The organism is Bradyrhizobium sp. S69, assembly GCF_009766005.1.
GTDB lineage: Bacteria > Pseudomonadota > Alphaproteobacteria > Rhizobiales > Xanthobacteraceae > Bradyrhizobium.
The window spans coordinates 1-16191 of sequence record NZ_LMUK01000005.1 but is presented as its reverse complement, the minus strand read 5'-3'; the positions used below and the strand labels follow the sequence as shown (position 1 = coordinate 16191).

The 16191-nt window shown below is 58.7% G+C and carries 19 protein-coding genes and 1 tRNA gene; 16 read left to right on the top strand and 4 right to left on the bottom strand.

Annotated elements, in window-relative coordinates; all coding sequences use genetic code 11:
* Positions 1-34: 34 nt before the first annotated feature.
* From GSQ88_RS00640 to GSQ88_RS00630, 3 genes are all read right to left on the bottom strand, one after another.
* Positions 35-754 (bottom strand): polyamine aminopropyltransferase, encoded by a 720-nt coding sequence (locus GSQ88_RS00640; protein WP_159005296.1) that lies wholly within the window; start codon positions 752-754, stop codon positions 35-37.
* A gap of 108 nt (positions 755-862) precedes the next feature.
* Positions 863-1720: a hypothetical protein gene (locus GSQ88_RS00635; RefSeq protein WP_159005295.1), complete on the bottom strand. Its 858-nt coding sequence runs from the start codon at positions 1718-1720 to the stop codon at positions 863-865.
* A gap of 6 nt (positions 1721-1726) precedes the next feature.
* On the bottom strand, positions 1727-3295 hold the full coding sequence (locus tag GSQ88_RS00630) for a GMC family oxidoreductase (protein ID WP_159005294.1): 1569 nt from the start codon (positions 3293-3295) through the stop codon (positions 1727-1729).
* Positions 3296-3589: 294 nt separating this feature from the next.
* On the opposite strand from GSQ88_RS00630, the gene GSQ88_RS00625 reads away from it, so the two are divergent.
* The 11 genes from GSQ88_RS00625 (at position 3590) to GSQ88_RS00575 (ending at position 10669) form a co-directional block, all read left to right on the top strand.
* Positions 3590-3663: transfer RNA gene (locus GSQ88_RS00625), tRNA-Gln, on the top strand.
* 320 nt (positions 3664-3983) lie between these two features.
* Complete coding sequence (locus tag GSQ88_RS00620) at positions 3984-5165, top strand: phage portal protein (RefSeq protein ID WP_159005293.1); 1182 nt, start codon at positions 3984-3986, stop codon at positions 5163-5165.
* On the top strand, positions 5162-5842 hold the full coding sequence (locus GSQ88_RS00615; protein ID WP_159005292.1) for a tail assembly protein: 681 nt from the start codon (positions 5162-5164) through the stop codon (positions 5840-5842). The genes GSQ88_RS00620 and GSQ88_RS00615 overlap by 4 nt, the downstream gene beginning before the upstream one ends.
* Positions 5839-6174, top strand: a complete 336-nt coding sequence (locus GSQ88_RS00610) for a gene transfer agent family protein (protein ID WP_159005291.1) — start codon at positions 5839-5841, stop codon at positions 6172-6174. Before GSQ88_RS00615 ends, GSQ88_RS00610 begins: the two co-directional genes overlap by 4 nt.
* Positions 6161-6667 (top strand): HK97 family phage prohead protease, encoded by a 507-nt coding sequence (locus tag GSQ88_RS00605; RefSeq protein WP_159005290.1) that lies wholly within the window; start codon positions 6161-6163, stop codon positions 6665-6667. Before GSQ88_RS00610 ends, GSQ88_RS00605 begins: the two co-directional genes overlap by 14 nt.
* The gene (locus tag GSQ88_RS00600) at positions 6664-7821 is read left to right on the top strand and encodes a phage major capsid protein (RefSeq protein ID WP_159005289.1); all 1158 of its coding nucleotides are present in this window, start codon (positions 6664-6666) and stop codon (positions 7819-7821) included. The genes GSQ88_RS00605 and GSQ88_RS00600 overlap by 4 nt, the downstream gene beginning before the upstream one ends.
* Positions 7822-7886: 65 nt before the next feature.
* Positions 7887-8297 (top strand): hypothetical protein, encoded by a 411-nt coding sequence (locus tag GSQ88_RS00595; RefSeq protein WP_159005288.1) that lies wholly within the window; start codon positions 7887-7889, stop codon positions 8295-8297.
* Positions 8298-8301: 4 nt separating this feature from the next.
* Positions 8302-8880 carry a phage tail assembly chaperone gene (locus tag GSQ88_RS35120; protein WP_210253724.1) on the top strand — a complete coding sequence of 193 codons (579 nt, stop codon included), beginning with the start codon at positions 8302-8304 and terminating at the stop codon, positions 8878-8880.
* Between the two features lie 766 nt (positions 8881-9646).
* Positions 9647-9934 carry a head-tail connector protein gene (locus GSQ88_RS00585; protein ID WP_159005287.1) on the top strand — a complete coding sequence of 96 codons (288 nt, stop codon included), beginning with the start codon at positions 9647-9649 and terminating at the stop codon, positions 9932-9934.
* A gap of 1 nt (position 9935) precedes the next feature.
* The gene (locus GSQ88_RS00580) at positions 9936-10352 is read left to right on the top strand and encodes a DUF3168 domain-containing protein (RefSeq protein ID WP_159005286.1); all 417 of its coding nucleotides are present in this window, start codon (positions 9936-9938) and stop codon (positions 10350-10352) included.
* Positions 10352-10669: a head-tail adaptor protein gene (locus tag GSQ88_RS00575; protein ID WP_210253723.1), complete on the top strand. Its 318-nt coding sequence runs from the start codon at positions 10352-10354 to the stop codon at positions 10667-10669. Before GSQ88_RS00580 ends, GSQ88_RS00575 begins: the two co-directional genes overlap by 1 nt.
* A 2-nt stretch (positions 10670-10671) precedes the next feature.
* Here GSQ88_RS00575 and GSQ88_RS00570 read toward each other — a convergent pair whose 3' ends face one another.
* On the bottom strand, positions 10672-11385 hold the full coding sequence (locus tag GSQ88_RS00570) for a DUF4145 domain-containing protein (RefSeq protein WP_159005284.1): 714 nt from the start codon (positions 11383-11385) through the stop codon (positions 10672-10674).
* A gap of 68 nt (positions 11386-11453) precedes the next feature.
* On the opposite strand from GSQ88_RS00570, the gene GSQ88_RS00565 reads away from it, so the two are divergent.
* From GSQ88_RS00565 to GSQ88_RS00545, 5 genes are read left to right on the top strand one after another with little or no spacing between them, the layout of a single operon-like run.
* Complete coding sequence (locus GSQ88_RS00565) at positions 11454-11858, top strand: phage terminase small subunit P27 family (protein ID WP_159005283.1); 405 nt, start codon at positions 11454-11456, stop codon at positions 11856-11858.
* Positions 11830-13431, top strand: a complete 1602-nt coding sequence (locus GSQ88_RS00560; RefSeq protein ID WP_210253722.1) for a terminase large subunit — start codon at positions 11830-11832, stop codon at positions 13429-13431. The genes GSQ88_RS00565 and GSQ88_RS00560 overlap by 29 nt, the downstream gene beginning before the upstream one ends.
* 3 nt (positions 13432-13434) lie before the next feature.
* Positions 13435-13872 carry an HK97-gp10 family putative phage morphogenesis protein gene (locus tag GSQ88_RS00555; RefSeq protein WP_159005282.1) on the top strand — a complete coding sequence of 146 codons (438 nt, stop codon included), beginning with the start codon at positions 13435-13437 and terminating at the stop codon, positions 13870-13872.
* Positions 13869-14192, top strand: coding sequence for a gene transfer agent family protein (locus tag GSQ88_RS00550; protein ID WP_159005281.1), 324 nt, complete (start codon positions 13869-13871; stop codon positions 14190-14192). The genes GSQ88_RS00555 and GSQ88_RS00550 overlap by 4 nt, the downstream gene beginning before the upstream one ends.
* Complete coding sequence (locus tag GSQ88_RS00545; protein ID WP_159005280.1) at positions 14173-16119, top strand: hypothetical protein; 1947 nt, start codon at positions 14173-14175, stop codon at positions 16117-16119. Before GSQ88_RS00550 ends, GSQ88_RS00545 begins: the two co-directional genes overlap by 20 nt.
* The last annotated feature ends 72 nt before the right edge of the window (positions 16120-16191 follow it).

Sequence of the window (16191 nt, the reverse complement as noted above, 5' to 3'; positions counted from 1 at the left end):
GGCCGCGGGCACCGGCGCATGATCAGGTGCTGCCTCAGGCCGCCTTGACCCCGATATAAATGGTGTTGCTGGCATCGCCATCGCCTTGCGCATTGTCGAAGGTCACGACCTGCGCCGACGATGTCGCGAAGGCTGCGGCGAGTACGGAATTGAACGCGGCATCCGGCGGGTCATTAGACCAAAGTGCAAAGACGCCGCGAGGATTGAGGTGCGCGGCGAGCCGCGCCAGCCCGGCCGGCTCGTACAGCGCGGCGTGACGCGGATGTAGCAGGTTTCGCGGTGAATGATCGATGTCCACCAGGATCGCGTCGAAGCACCGCCGCGGCGCCCCGGAATCAAATCCATCCTCGGCGTGTGACAGCGCGAAGAAGTCGCCATGGACGAGACGGCAGCGCGGATCGCCGGTGAGTTCTCGGCCAAGCGGCAGCAACCCCTGCTCGTGCCACTCGATGACCTCCGCGAGTGCATCGACCACCATCAAGGATCGCACCGATGAATGCTCCAGGACCGCCTGCGCGGTGTAACCGAGCCCGAGACCACCGACGACGACGTCCAGATCCGTGCGCGCCAGTGCCGCCAGTCCGAGCCGCGCCAGCTCGATCTCGGCTGCGGTAAACAGGCTCGACATCAGGAATTCGTCGCCGAGCTTGATCTCATAGATGTCGACGCCGGAAGATGGCCGCCGTCGCCGCCGCAGGCTGAGCACCCCGATCGGCGTCGGACGAAAATCCAGCTCTTCGAAATAGACGCTCATTCGCGCTGCCCCCGTTCGACCACACAAGATATTGATTCTACTAGTTAATTATCTTATCCTCAGAATGGCGATAGCTGTTTGGTGTTTGCAGCCGGTTCGCTACCCGCTTCATTCGAACCTGACCGTCAGTTTCACGGGCTCCCTTTGAAGCCCCTCCCAGGTCGTATCGAATATCAGCCCGGGCGCCGGCCGAACGCGTGAGAGCGCACCCAGCCCCAGCCGGTCACCTGCCCTTAGGCGCACACCGCGGGCGTTCTGGTCGCGGACAATCCACAATATCGCCCGAAGCGGATCACCCATGATCGACGTGCCGCGTTCGACTTCGAGGATTTTTCCGGTGCCGTCGCGTGTCGTGACGACGAGATCTCGAAGCACATCGGCATGCGACGCGGCATCAAACGCAATCGGCGGCCCGTTCAGCATCGCGCGGGCGCCGACATTGTAGAGCGTCAAGATCGCCCCGGTCAGTTTCTGCGACGGCTGCACCAGGCTGTCGCCGAGTTCAATTGACGGCAGGACATAGGCGATGTGTTGCGCCACTTCGGCCGGGGTGAGCGCCTCGTTGATCCCCTCATCCCGCACCGTGACGACGAGCTTGGCTTCGACGATCGGCCTCACACCATAAGCCGCCGACACTATTGCGTCGTGACCATCGAGCATGCGGAACATGCCTGCAAGATAAGCCGCACCAAGCGGCTCACGAACACCGAGATCGCGTTGGGCCGGCGGTGTGACCGCAGCAACCTTGTACCCAAGTGGCGCTCCGAGCAGCGGCTGCAAGCAACCCAGGAATTCAGATCTTGCGCATTCGGCATGGTCCATCGTCAAGGCCGTATCGATCAAAGGCAAAGCCGTACGGGTAAGCCAATGCTCAGCAACGCTTCGGCCCAAGGCGCGACAGTCCTCGACGGACGCGACCGTCAGCGCCGGACCGGCCAATGAAAGGGGAAGCAGATTGCCTGCCATTGCCTGTTACCTCGCGCTCTTCAACTGATCCGCCATTCGCTCGGCGATGGCGACCGTGGTCAAATGGGTATTGGCGCGCGGGACCTCCGGCATGATCGAGGCGTCGATCACGCGCAATCCCGTGCATCCGATCACCCGGCATTCGCGATCGACGACCGAGCGCGCGTCGTCCGGCGCGCCCATGCGGCAGGTGCCGCTGGCGTGCTGCGCGTCGCTGCACTCGGCGAAAAGCCAGTCGTCCAGCTCCGCGTCGCTGAACGGCTCGTCCATGGAGCGTCCACTGGCGCCATATTCGACGCGGTGAGCGATATCGGTCACGCCAGGCTGCAGGCAGATCTCGCGCAGCCGACGGACGCCGTCGCGCAGGCGCGCGAGATCACTGGGGTCGGACAGCATGCGCTCCTCGACCGCCGGATCGACCGCGGGGTCGGTCGTGGTGATGCGGACGTGGCCCTGACTGAAGGCCTGATAGACCGAGACGGCGATGCGTCCCAGCGTTTCATCCGCCATCGATTGCCGCGAGCGGGCGAGATTGCCTGATATCATGATCATGTCGTTGTCGCCGGCGCCTGCGAGGTCGGACGAGTAGCGCAGGCAGCAATTGGTGTGCCGGTGCATCGGCGTACTGACCTGGCTGGCTTCGCGCAAATGCAGCATGGCGTTCACGATCGGATGGTCGAGCAGGTTTTCGCCGACCGGCAAGTCCGCGCGGATCGGGATGCCGAGCTTCTCCAGCAAGGCAACGGGCCCGACGCCGGAGCGTTGCAGGATGGCCGGCGAATGGATGGCGCCGGCGCAGAGAATGACATCATGCGTCGCGCGGGGCGTGTAGGATTGGCCGTTGACGTGGACCCGGACACCGCTGGCGTGAAGCCGGTTGCCTTCGAAGGTGATGGTGTCGACCAGGGCATGGCCGACGATGGTGAGGTTGGCGCGGCCGCGCGCCGGCTCCAGATAGCCGTCATTGGTGGAGATCCGCAGTCCGGCCTCGCTGTTGATGGCGTAAGGCGAGACGCCGGTGCCGGTCGGCGCGTTGTGATCCTCGCACCAGCCATAGCCCAGCGCGAGCGCGGACGAGCGCAACGCCCGGTCGACATTGCCCCAATCCGGGATCGGAGCGCGATACACCGGGATCGGACCGCGATCGCCGTGATAAAGCGCGTCGGGAAAATTCTTGTCGGTCTCCAGCTTGCAGAAATAAGGCAGCATCTCGTCCCACGACCAGCCCGTGCAGCCCGCGGCGGCCCAGCGGTCGAGATCGTCGGGCACGGCGCGGATCGCGATCTGGCCGTTGATGGTGGAGCTGCCGCCCATGGCGCGACCGCGCCAGAGCAGCAGCGGCTGCTGCCGCTCGGTGCAGCGCGCCAGGAGCTTCGGCCAGCGGAAGTCGTCATCGCCGATCGCACGCATCGGGTTCGGGATGCGGATGTGTTCCGGCGTGGTCGCGGTGCGCAGATCTTGCCCGGCCTCAAGTAGCAGCACGCGATGGCCTGGGTCTTCGCTGAGGCGTGCGGCCAGCGTCGCTCCGGCGGACCCGCCGCCGATGATGATCGTGTCGTATTCCTGTTCAATCATGTCGGGTCACTTCCACCGCCTGCGCTCGTTCGAAGGCGGAAGCCGTAACACGAGAGCAACGTCGCGAAGAGCGCTTCGCTGGCATGGGTGCTCTGACCGTCAGAACGTCGCCCACGACATGCACATCCGCGACCAGGCGCTGACGCTCAGAAGCGGCTCCAGATCGTCGGCCAAGGGGACTAGACCATGAACCCGCATACAGCTATATCGCACGCTCCGAAGGCGGGTTTTGCAAGCGCGATATGTCCCCTTGCAAGAAATACGCAAAAAGTGCTGTTAGATCAGTCACTTCGGTGGGGAATGGTGTAACGGTAGCACAACAGACTCTGACTCTGTTTGTCTAGGTTCGAATCCTAGTTCCCCAGCCACATCAACCTAAGTTAAATGATTTCAATAACTTAGGTGAATATCAGACCTCCGAAAACGTAGCAACCCGTAACAGTTTTCCGTGACACTTAGCCGTGACAGTTCGCGATTTTGTGCCCTGTAACGCGACTATCATATAGGAACGCTACTAAGTAACTGATATCATTAGCATAAGACTTGATCTCGACTCAATTGCGGTAGATACTATTGGTGCCGACCGAGTCCACGTTCAAAACTGAACGCCTCAAGGGCAGCGCACAAGCCGGGGAATTATCCCCGCCATTCGCTTCAAGCGATGGCACCCGTTGTGTAGCGAGCCAAGTTGTCGGTCACCTCCAAACTTCAAAAGCTATTCGGCCTAGAAACCAAGGGCGCGCTCGCCTCGCCCGAGCCGTGGCTGTTCGAACTGTTCGGCGGACTGCCCAACGCTTCCGGCGTGGTCGTCACCCCTCGCACGGCGATGGAATGCGCTCCGGTCCATTGCGCCGTTCAGGCGATCAGCGAGGCCATGGGCCAACTGCCCGTTCAAATTCTGAAGCTGGACGCCAGCGGCGCGAAGCAGCCCGACACCGATCACCCCGCCTATTCACTTCTGCATGACGCGGCGAACGATTGGACATCTGCGGCACAGTTCCGCGAGCAGCTAACCCGTGACGCCCTGCTCTATCCGCACGGCGGTTTCGCATTCATCAATCGAGTCGACGGCAAGCCCTTTGAACTCATTCGCTACAATCCTGAACTCAATCCGGTAGTTGTCCAATACATAGACAGCGAACCGTTCTATCGCGTCGGCGACCAACCTATCCCGCGCCAGAATATCTTGCACATTCCCTCGCCTTCCTTGAACGGTCGCGGCTTGGTCAACGAGGGCCGCGAAGCCATCGGCCTCGCCATCACGCTGGAGCGTCACGCGGGCCGTCTATTCGCCAATGGCGCGCGACCTAGCGGCCTGCTCTCGCTCAAGGGCACACTCACGCCCGACGCTCTGACGAAAGCCAAAGCTTCCTTTCAGGCGTCGCACGGCGGCAACAATTCAGGCGGAACAGCGGTAGTCCCGGCGGACGCCGCTTGGCAGTCATTAACGTTCACGTCCGTAGACGCCCAATTTATGGAAATGCGCAATTTCGCAATCAACGAAATTGCCCGGCTTTATCGCGTTCCGCCCTCGCTGTTGTTCCAGCTTGAACGCGTCACCCACACGAACGCCGAACAGCTTGGCCGCGAATTCCTGAACTACTGCCTCATGTCGTGGATTGCACGTTTCGAGGGCGAGTTCCTTCTGAAGCTATTCACCCCCGAAGAACGCAAACTCTATACCCCGCGCTTTCAGACTGACGAATTCTTGCGCGCTGATTTTCTGGCGCAGATGGAAGCGCTCGGCAAAGGCGTGGCTTCGCGGATCATCAATCCGAATGAAGCGCGCGACAAGATCGACCTGGCCCCATACGTCGGCGGCGAAAAGTTCGAAAACCCGAACACGACAACCGCGACGTTGACGGTATGACACTTCGCACAGTTCACTTACACGGCGCCCTGAAGAAGCAATTCGGTGCGAGTTATCGTTTCGATGTTGCGACCGCTGGCGAAGCCCTACGCGCGCTCAACTGTGCATTTCCCGGCAAGTTCGTGAAAGCACTAGAGACCGGTAGCTACAAGCTTGTGCGGGGCGCGTTGCGCACCGGCATGCAGCTTGACCTTGAACTGGTCCGTAGCCTCAAGCTCGGCTCTGCCGATCTCCACATCATACCCGTCGCCAAGGGCGCGATGACATCGCAGAACGCCAAGGGGACAACCAAGATCGTTCTTGGTGCGGCGCTAATCGGTGGCGCGATCTTCGCATCAGGCGGCACGCTTGCCGCACCGCTGGGATTGCTTGGCAACGCCGTCCCCGGCTTATTGGGCGTCACTTACGGAAATATAGCGGCAGTTGGCTTGGGCCTTGCCCTTTCAGGCGTTTCAACGCTGCTGACTAAGCCTGCGGCCACCCCCACACAATCCGATGCCTCGCCGACGCTTAACGACATTGGCAATACGGGCACGCAGGGCGCGGCCATTCAGTTGATCTACGGCGACGTGCTGGTGGGCTCGGTGCCGATCTCGATCAGTTCCGACGTGGAAGATATTGCCGTCTACAGCGACCAACAGGGCAGCATCGAAGGCGCTTACGGGCACGTGATATGACCGCAACACCGCACCGCGCATTCTTTGGTGACGCCGAATATGATTTCCGTCTCCCGCCCAGCCTTATCATTGATCTTGAGAATAAGACCGGCACCGGCATCGGTGCGCTTTGCACCCGCGTTTTCAATAAGCATTTTGCCCAAGCTGACATTCACGAAACCATCCGGCTGGGGTTGATCGGCGGCGGCGTTGCGCCAGAGCGCGCGGCAAAGTTGATCGCAAGCTATGTGGCCGATCGGCCGATCTCCGAAACCTATCCCGTCGCCGTGGCGATTCTAGAAAATGTCTGGTTCGGCCAGCCCAATCATGAGGCGGTCAATGGACAAGCTTGAAATCAAATCAACCGTCACCGTTGACGACGTTGGGACGATCACCGGCACGGCATGGCCCTTCGGCTCGCCCGATAAGGTCGGCGATATCATCAAAAAGGGCAGCTTTAACCTCGCCGTCGAAAATCTGCCGATGCTGTTCAATCATGACCCGTCCGATCTTGTCGGCACGTGGAACGAAGCCAGCGAGACGCCTGACGGTTTTGTCGTCAAAGGCCAGTTGCACATGGATCAGCCCCGCGCCCGCGCGCTGCATGGCCTGATCAAAGGTGGCCTAGTCAGTGGATTGTCGATTGGTTTCAAACCCAAGACGTTCGTTCGTCAGGGTCGCGGGCGTGTGATTTCCGCGCTCGATCTCTTTGAAGTGTCTCTGGTTCGCAACCCGTCGCATCCCCGCGCGCGCGTTACCAGCACCAAATCCGAAAACACGGCCCTTGCCATCGCCGAGGCCATCAACCGCGCCACGGCAGCGCTATGGACTAAGGAATACCAATGAACAACGCTGCACTCGCTCTTGAATTCAAAGACGCAGACGACATCGATCCGGCCGTTGCCGTGACCGAAGCCATCGCGGGCTTGGAAAAGAAGTTCGACGATCGCCTGAAGACGATCGAAGCCAAATCCGCCGACGACGCCAAGCTGAAGACGCGCCTTGACGCGATGGAAGCCAAGCTCAATCGCCCTGGCACCGTCGAAGTGAAGGCCGATAACGACAACGGCGGCGCCGAGAGCAAGGCTTTTGCGTCATTCGTGCGCAATGGTCGCGAGGCCATGGATCCTCTGGAAATCAAAAGCCTCGTCGTCGCTAACGATACCGGCGCCGGCTATCTCGCACCCCCGCAGCTTTCCACGGAACTCATCAAGCAGCTCACGCTGTTTTCGCCCGTCCGGGCGGCGGCCTACGTTGGTCAGACCGGCTCGCCGTCAATCATCCTGCCATCCCGCACCGGCATCACCAATGCGCTTTGGGAAGGCGAGACTGAAGCATCCCAAGAGTCCGACCCCGCTTTCGGCCAGTTGGAAATTCCGATCTTCGGCATGAAAACCTACACTGACATTTCGGTGCAGTTGCTCGAAGACACGGTCCAGAACGTCGAAGCCATCTTATCCGAAGCGCTTGGGGAAGACTTCGGCAAGAAAGAAGGCACCGCGTTCGTCAATGGCACCGGCAACAAACAGCCGCGTGGCATCATGGTTCACCCGGGCGTGACCTACTTTCCGAACGGCAGCACAACCGTTCTGAGCTCCGACGCCCTGATCGATCTTATGTATTCGCTGCCCCCGGCCTATCGGAACAGCGGCGCATGGATGATGAACGGCACGACTATCGCCACCGTCCGCAAGCTGAAGGATACCGTTGGCCAGTATCTCTGGCAGCCCAGCCTGATCGTCGGTCAGCCCGATACGCTTCTTGGCCGTCCGGTCATTGAGGCTATCGACATGCCGGACGCCACAGCCGGGAACATGCCGATCGTCTTCGGCAATTTCAATATCGGCTATCGGATTTACGATCGCGTCAGTCTGACGTTCATTCGTGATCCCTTCACGCAGGCGCTCAACTCGCTGGTTCGCTTTCACGCGCGCCGCCGCGTCGGCGGTGACGTGGTGCAGCCTCAGGCGCTCCGCAAGCTCAAGATGGCCGCGAGCTAATCATAATACGTTCAGGCGCGTCCCGCGCCTGAACACCACCAACTCTCAACTAAGGACACACCACCATGCGCGATACCTACCATAACCTGAAATTCGTCCCGGCAATCGCGCCGGTTACGATCACCGACAACACGCCCCTTGTCGGCGCTATCGTCAGCAACGCTGGCTTCCAAGCCCTGACCTACGCAATCCAGACCGGCGTTCTTGCGGACGTTGACGCAACTTTCGTTGCCCTATTGGAAGAGTCGGACGCCGCGGATTTGAGCGGATCAAACCCGGTCGCCGATTCGGACATGCTCGGCACCGAATTGCTCGCGGGCTTTACGTTCGCGGACGACACTGCAACCCGGAAGCTCGGTTACATCGGGAACAAGCTCTATACCCGATTGACGATCACACCGACCGGCAACACCGGCAGCGCCCCGATCTCGGCAATGGCTGTTCTCAGCCATGCCAACGTTCGGCCAATGGCCTAAAACAATGCGGCTCGCAGATGATGAAATCAGGATCAACCTCGATCATGAGACGATTTACCTTCGTCCCTCGCTGCGAGCCGCTTTTCGCTTGGAACGTCGCCACGGTGGTTTTGACAAGGTCCTTCTTGGCATTGCTAACGGCAACTTTTCTATTATGGCCGATGTAATTCGGGAAGGCGCTGATCCGCGATCATCGTTCGCCGATTTCCTGGACTGCATTGACGCACTGCCGCTGCGACTTGCGATCGAACGCATCAGCGAACCACTTGCTGCATTTGTGCTGACGCTCATGAAGGTGGAACGGGACACGGACGGCAACGCCAAGGCCGAAAGCATACCCATGCCGTTCGCCGAGTATCACGCCCGGCTGTTCAGGATGGCCGCTGGCGGACTTGGTTGGACGCCTGATCAAACTTGGGACGCAACCCCGGCCGAAATTGAAGAGGCATACAAAGGCCGCGTCGAATTGCTGAGCGCCGTGTTTGGCAGCCGCAAGGATGACGAAGAAACAATCACAAGACCCGATGAAAACACCCGGCGCGAACTGAACGCGATCGGCGATCTCACAAATCTTACGGTTTAGCCACATGCCCATGAAACCGCCTCGCATCTGTTCCTGTGGCAACCTCATTGCCAGCGGCGCTATTTGCATCTGTCAACAGCGCAGCAACGCTGAAGCGGACAAGCGCCGACCAACGGCACACGCGCGCGGTTATGACAGCAAATGGAAGCGTGAGAGCAAGGAATTCCTTGACCAGCCTCAGCACCGTCTATGCGCGTGTGGCTGTGGTCGCGCGGCTGACATGGTGGATCACATCGTTCCCCATCGCGGCGACATGAAGCTCTTTTGGTCCAGATCGAACTGGCAACCCATGGCGTCATCGCCTTGCCATTCAAGCCGCAAGCAATCAATCGAACGTCGCACCAACAATAGGAACAACTAATGTCTACTCATCACCTGCTTACTCACAAGGGCGTCACCGACAACATTGCGGGTTGGGCCAAAAGAGTGGGCATTGCGCCTGCCACGATCTATACGCGAATCTTTTCGCTAGGATGGACAACCGCTCGTGCACTGACAACGCCTGCTGTGCACAGGTTAGGTAGGCCCAAGAAGGCCAAGCCCGCTACACCCGTCGCAACCGTGACGCGCCCATTTCAGCAACTGACGGATCAACAGCTAGCCCTACAGCGGCACTTCAATAGCATCCTGCGTCAGTTCAACCGCGACCTTCACGTCCTCATGAGCCGAACACTAGACCCGGGGGTAGTCGCCGATCTTTTGAAAAACGAAAACGACCGGTCCACTCCAGTCACGCAAGACAGCGTCTAAATAGGATTTTTTCGATATGTCAGCCGTCACCCTCGAAACCTTGAAGGCGCATCTGAACGTCACGATTGACGATGACGACGCGCTGATCGCGGACAAGCTCGCGGCTGCGAAGGCTTGGGTTGCCGCCTATACTGCGTCAGATATTGACGCGGATGGCACTCCGGCACCCATAAACGAGGCGATCTTACAGCTATCGGCTCAACTGTATGAAAACCGTGAAGCTACCCTCGTAGGCGTCACGGCGCAGTGTTTGCCGTTCGGTTTCCTCGATCTTTTGACCAACTACCGGGCGTTTGCGTTCTGATATGGCCGGTTTTGAACCCTCATTAGACCTCCAAAAGGCTATCCGCGCCCGCCTATTGGCGCGGCCTGACCTGTTGGCACTGATCCCCAGCGACAACATTCTGGACAGCAACGGCCGTCCTGAACGTATGCCGGGCGTAAACATTGGCGAGGGACAGACCGTTTACAGACGGTTTGATACGACCGTTCACACCAACTTGCACGTCTGGGCGCAGGAAGCTGGGCTTGCTGGTTCTAAGGCCATCGCTAGCGTTCTAGTCGATGCGCTGCGGGTCGATGCCCAGATCGACGGCGTGATGACCCTGGACAACTTCGTCTGTCATGACCTCCGGGTCACACAAACTCAGTTCTTGCGCGACCCGCACGGTTCTTACTCGCACGGCGTTGTCACCGTCGCGGGCATCATGAAGGCCAAGTGATGCGAAGCGGGAACCTTGATCGCGTCATCCAAATCCAGCGACCGACCACGGCGCTAGATATGTATGGCGCGCCGACGACGGCATGGGCCTTGGTCGCCACGATGCGCGCTCAGAAATTGGAAAATGCCATCACCGATCGCGAAGGCCAGCGCGGCGACACCACCGACAATGTCATCACATTCCGGATGCGCTGGATCGATGGCGTGACGCTGGAAAACCGTATCGCCTATAAAGGCCAGCAGTTCAAGATCATGGCGATTAAAGAAGTTGGTCGCCATGTCGGCTTGGACATCACTTGCGAGCGGGTTGGGCCATGAGATTACTGCCCGTTTTTATCTTCCGGCTCGCGCCTTTTGTCGCGTCGCTCCTTCGCAAGCCGCAGGCGCTCGGGTTCCGTAAACATCCGCTCGAAAAGAGCAACCGTAAAGTCGACCAAATCGGCAGCGTCTTCCCTTTTCAACGTTCCATCATGCGCGCCGTCATTGCCGTCCTCCCGAATGCATTCGGACAAATCGTAAAGGTCTTTCGTAATCAGATTATTTTGCATCAACCACTCGACCCGAGGACCAAGATCGCGACGCTTCCGACGTGTAAGTCCGGCGACTTGCTCTTTCGGCAAAATGGGTTGCGTCGCCAGATTTATAGCCAATCTGAACATCGCTCCAGCGGCATTCCAATTCTGCACAGCAATACTGGAAGCTCCCTCGGCAAAAACCGCAGCAATATTCGATGGAGTATGTTCGGGCGGATTAATTTTGGCCCTGTCCGCGAGGTTGACAAAGCCATCAACTTTGAAAAAGTCGTTGAGCGCACCTTTATATTCCTCGGGTCGCTGAGCTTCCGACCTTTCTTTCCACTTGATCTCCTTTTGAGAAATCACAAAGACCGTCGATCGGTGACATCTTCGGCAGATTCCAAAAGTCTCAAATGTATGCAGCCATTTGTATTGAACTCGGACGACAAAAGTCGCCAGAACATCAAAAGTAATATCGGCTGTGCCACAACGTGGACAATTGGCGACCAGTTCAGCCATATTTCGATTCCCTGTTTGATAAGTCGGAACCTGCCCAACCCGCCCCCTTTTGTCGAGAGGGTTGCGGCATGAGGGGCCGGAAACCTGAGCTTGCGAGTGATCTCAATACCCTTGAGACGGTGATCACCGCGCCCGCTTGGCTGTCCAAACATGCCAAGGCCGAATGGCGCCGAGTTATGCCGGACCTAACCAAGCGCCAAATCCTTACGGCGGCCGATCTCGGCAGCCTCGAAAATTACTGCATTGCCATCGGGCAAGTCCGCGACATGGAACGGCTTGTCGCCAAAGCGGGTCATGTTGTCGAAACTGATCGCGGCCCCCGCGCCCACCCCGCCGTCAGAATTCAATCGGATGCCATGACCCGCGCGCGCCTGCTTGCCGCCGAGCTTGGCCTTACGCCCGTATCCCGTTCCCGCCCTTCCATTCGCGACGATGGGGGCAATGATGAACATTCATCCGACTTGGGTATTTGACAAATCGCCTATTCCCGACCCGCAAGGGCGTGGGGAACGGGCGCTGAAGTTCTTTAAGGCATTGCGCCACCCCAAGTCCGTCGCGCGGAACCGTGCCTTTGAGCTCGCCCCATTCTGGGAACGCATCATAAAGCGCATCTATGGCCCGTCAGACAATGACGGCAACCGGCAGGTTCGCACCGTCTATATTCAGATCCCACGCGGCGCCCGGAAAACGACTTTCGGCGCTGGCCTTGGCCTGCTTCATTCGTGCGGTCATGAGAAGGTGCCCGGCGGCGCCTGCATTCTCGCCGCGACCGCCGAAGATCAGGCGCAGCTCGCCTTTGATGAAGCAAAAGCATTTATAAACGCCGATGCACGGTTCAAACGAGCGACTCATGTTGTCGAGTCTGAATTACAGCTTGAACATATCGCATCTGGATCGACGCTTCAGGCTATCCCCGCTGAGGGCGATTTTCAGCAAGGCAAGACGCCCTATTTCGTCCTGATTGACGAATTGCACGTTTGGAAAAACCGCCGTCTCTGGCGCGCGCTCAAGACCGGCCTACTCAAAACGCCAAACACACTGCTCATTATAATCACGACGGCTGGGCGCGGGCAGGAAAATCTTGGCTTCGAGGAATACAGCTACGCCAAGCGCGTAGCGTCGGGCGAAATCGTCAATCCTGCCTATCTGCCGATCATTTTCGAGCCGCCCGCTAAATACGACTGGCGCGATGAAAAAATCTGGCACCTCGTTAATCCTGGCCTGCGATACGGCTTCCCCGATCTCGTCGGAATGCGGCAAGCGGCGATCGAAGCTGAAGAGAAGCCGGCCGATCGCGAAGATTTCAAGCAATACAATCTGAACCATTGGTCGGATCATGCCGCCGCACCGTTTGTGGAAATGTCTGTCTATGACGAAGGCGTCGCGCCGATCGATCTCGAGGCATTGAAGCCCCGCCCATGTTGGATCAGCGTTGATCTTTCCTCGAATACCGACCTTGCGGTCGTTTTCGCCGCATGGCGCGACGGCGAGGACGGATATGACGTGCAGCCGCACTTTTTCTGTCCCAAGATGAACCTGCGGGAGCGTGAGGACAAAACCGGCGCGCCGTATGTTCAATGGGAACGTGATGGGCTGATCACCGCGACACCCGGCAACGTTGTCGATTTTGGCGCTATCGAAACCGCGATCGCGGACCTATGCGACCGTTTCGACGTGCGAGAAATCGCTTTTGATCCCTACTTGGCACGTCAGATTCAACAGAAGCTTTTGGAAAAGGGCCTTCCGGTAGTCGATTTCCGCCAAGTGCCAAGCCTGATGATGCCCGCGATCAGTGAACTTGAGCGAGCGATCATCGCGCGGCGCTTTCGCCACGGTGGTCATCCTGTTTTGCGTTTCTGCTTCAGCAACGCGGAAGTCGAGCGGAACAAGCAACAGCATGCCGTCCGGTTCTACAAATCCAAGAAATGGCTGAGCATCGACGGCGCTGTTGCGGCCGCGATGGCCGTCTCACGTGCCGCCGCTGGCGACGATCACCGTTCGCTTTATGAAAACCCGGCCGTTACTGCCGAAATGCTGAGTTGGTGACCGATGGCCGATGATAACCAAGATTTACAGGACTATCTGAACAGCCTGCCGGACAAGCTCCGCGAACCAATCTCTGAAGCCATTCAAGAGCAGGCGGAACTACTTTCGCAGGCGCAGCGCAGCGCGCTGCAATCTCAGGAACACGCGCCCGAAGAAACCGGTGACCTCGAAGCTTCTTGTGTTGTCGTTCCCGGCGCGACCGACCTTGAATTTCTTGTGCAAGCGGGTGGCGCCCTGACGACCAAGGAAGTGAGGACCGGGAGCGGCGTTCCTTATGACTACAGTCTGTCTTTTGAATTTGGGAATTCGCATCAACCGGCTCGCCCGTTCTTCTATTCGACCTATCACGCGATGCACGATGACATGCAGGACGCAATTACTGAAGCTTTAAACGAGGTTCTAGATCAATTACTGAAACAAGCAAGTGCGCCCTCACTGTGACATGGGCGGGCGGCACCGATATTTTCGACTTGAGTCATCCTTGGGTGCGGAACGTCCTAGCGGTGCGAGGCATTGCCGGCCCCAACGGATCAACGCCAGCGGCCTGCGTCAATCGGTTCGAAGGTGGGGCCTATTCAATGGACGATTGCGAACGCGTAATTGAGCTTGGTCTCATTGGTGGGGGAAAGACTCGCCGTGAAGCCGAAACGCTTCTGAACGACCATGTTCGGGGCAAGCCGATTTTACCCCTCGCCAAAATCGCCGTCGATGTTTTGGGCGCTCTCTTGATGGGAGCGGATCATGTCAACGCCAGCGCTTAATATCCCGGTCCGCGCGACCGGCCTTGACGACTTCAAGAAACAGATGGGCGACACATCCGCGCTTGTCGGGACGGCAACGCGCACGATCACCACACAGATCATCCGAATGAACGCCGGTTTCCTGGCTTCTCAGGGTGCAGCGGGGGCGGCAACGCTGGCTTTCGGAAGCCTGCTTGGCTTCTTGGGGCCGGTCATCCTTGGCATCACGGCGGTATCCGACGCCTTCAAACTTATGGGCTATGCCTCCGATCTCGCGAAACAAAAGATTGCCGATTACAACGCCATCGCCGACAAGGCGTCCACCGTCTCAACCGATTTTTACCAGCGCATTGTCAAATCTGCGGGCACCGCAAAGCTGTCGGTTGATGACCTGACATCGGCATTCGCCAAGTTGAACCAAGCCACGGCAGAAAAGCTTGGTGGCAGCGATCTCCAAAACCGTATTGATGAATTGCAAAAGGCTGGCAACCTCGCCGGAAATACTGGCGTCGGCTCGCTCGCATCGGCGAATAACACGGAAGAGAAGTTCCGCGCCATCGTCAGCCTCATCGATCAGGCCATGCAGAAAGGCGAACGGCTTGCCGGTCTCGACATCGCCGACAAAGCATTCGGACCGCAAATCACCACGGCCCTCAAAGCCGACGCTGGTTATCTCGATCAGATGTTGCAGCGTGCCGACGCAATCAACAAAACAGACATCATTTCGGAAGCAGACCTCGGCCGCGCTGTCGAGTTGAAAGACCGAATGGAAGCGGCACAGCTTATTCTTTCGGAGAAGTGGAAGCCGGTTCAGGAAGACCTCGCCAGCCTTGGGATGAACTATCACGCCTCATGGGTGACGATCACTGAGGATCTAGCGGCGGCTGTCGGTTATGCGACCGATCTTTATAAAGCCCTGCATCAAGTTCCCGACTGGTTTGCCAATCGCATCGGCAACGCCTCTATCTGGACCGCGATCACCAATACCACCACCACGCCCGAAAGCCGGAAGGCATCGGAGGACGCGATGGGCATTTCGAGTGACCCGAAAGACATCGGCATGGTGACCGCGACCGATTCACTTCGCGCGGCTTTGCAGAACCACAATAACATCACGCGCGGCATGGGCGAAGCTTCCAAGGTTCAATCCGCGGTGCGGGGCGACACCTCGAAAGACCCGACGCCAAAGCCCGAAACAGCCGCCACCCGCGACCCGTTTGAGGTAGCCATCGATTCCACCGACAAAAGGATTGCTGCCCTAAAGGCCGAAACCGCGACGATTGACGAATCCGTTGCTGCGCGGGAGCGCGCCAAGACAGTCGCCCAGCTTGAGGAAGCGGCCAAGCGAGCCAATACGGCAGCCGGTCTGGAAAACACCGCCGTCACTGCGAAGCAGCGCGCCGAAATCGACAAGGAAGCCGACGCCATGATGCGCGCGGCAGCGGCATCCGAAAAGGCGAAGATCGGCGAAAGCATCAAGTTCAGCGCCAACACCGCCCTGTTATCGACGGAAGACGTTCAGATCGCAACCCAGCTAAAGGGCATCTACCCGGACGTGGCGACCGCGCTGAACAGCGTGGAAGCATCCGGCATCCGCACGAACAACATGATGAAAACCCTTTCCGGTTCGATTCAGGGCGGCCTCGTTACCGGCCTGACCGATATTATGGATCACACCAAGACAGCCGGTCAGGGCTTTGCCGAGATGGGCACTGTCGTTCTCCGCGCGCTGGACGAAATGGTCGTGAAGATGCTGGTAGTCGAGCCGGTCATGAAGGCACTTCAGGCGTCCATGGGCGGCTTGTCCTTTGGCGGCGCGGCCCTACCCTTGCCCGGCGCCAGCGATTTTATCGGCCCCGTCCAATCCCATGCGGAAGGCGGCATGATCAGCGGCCCAGGCACCGGAACGTCAGATTCGATCCACCTGTCAATCGGCGTTCAAATTTGACCCCGGATCGGCGTCCAATTTTGACCCCTTTGAGCGACGAGTCTTGACGGTAGCGCTCGCCTCGTCGGAGCT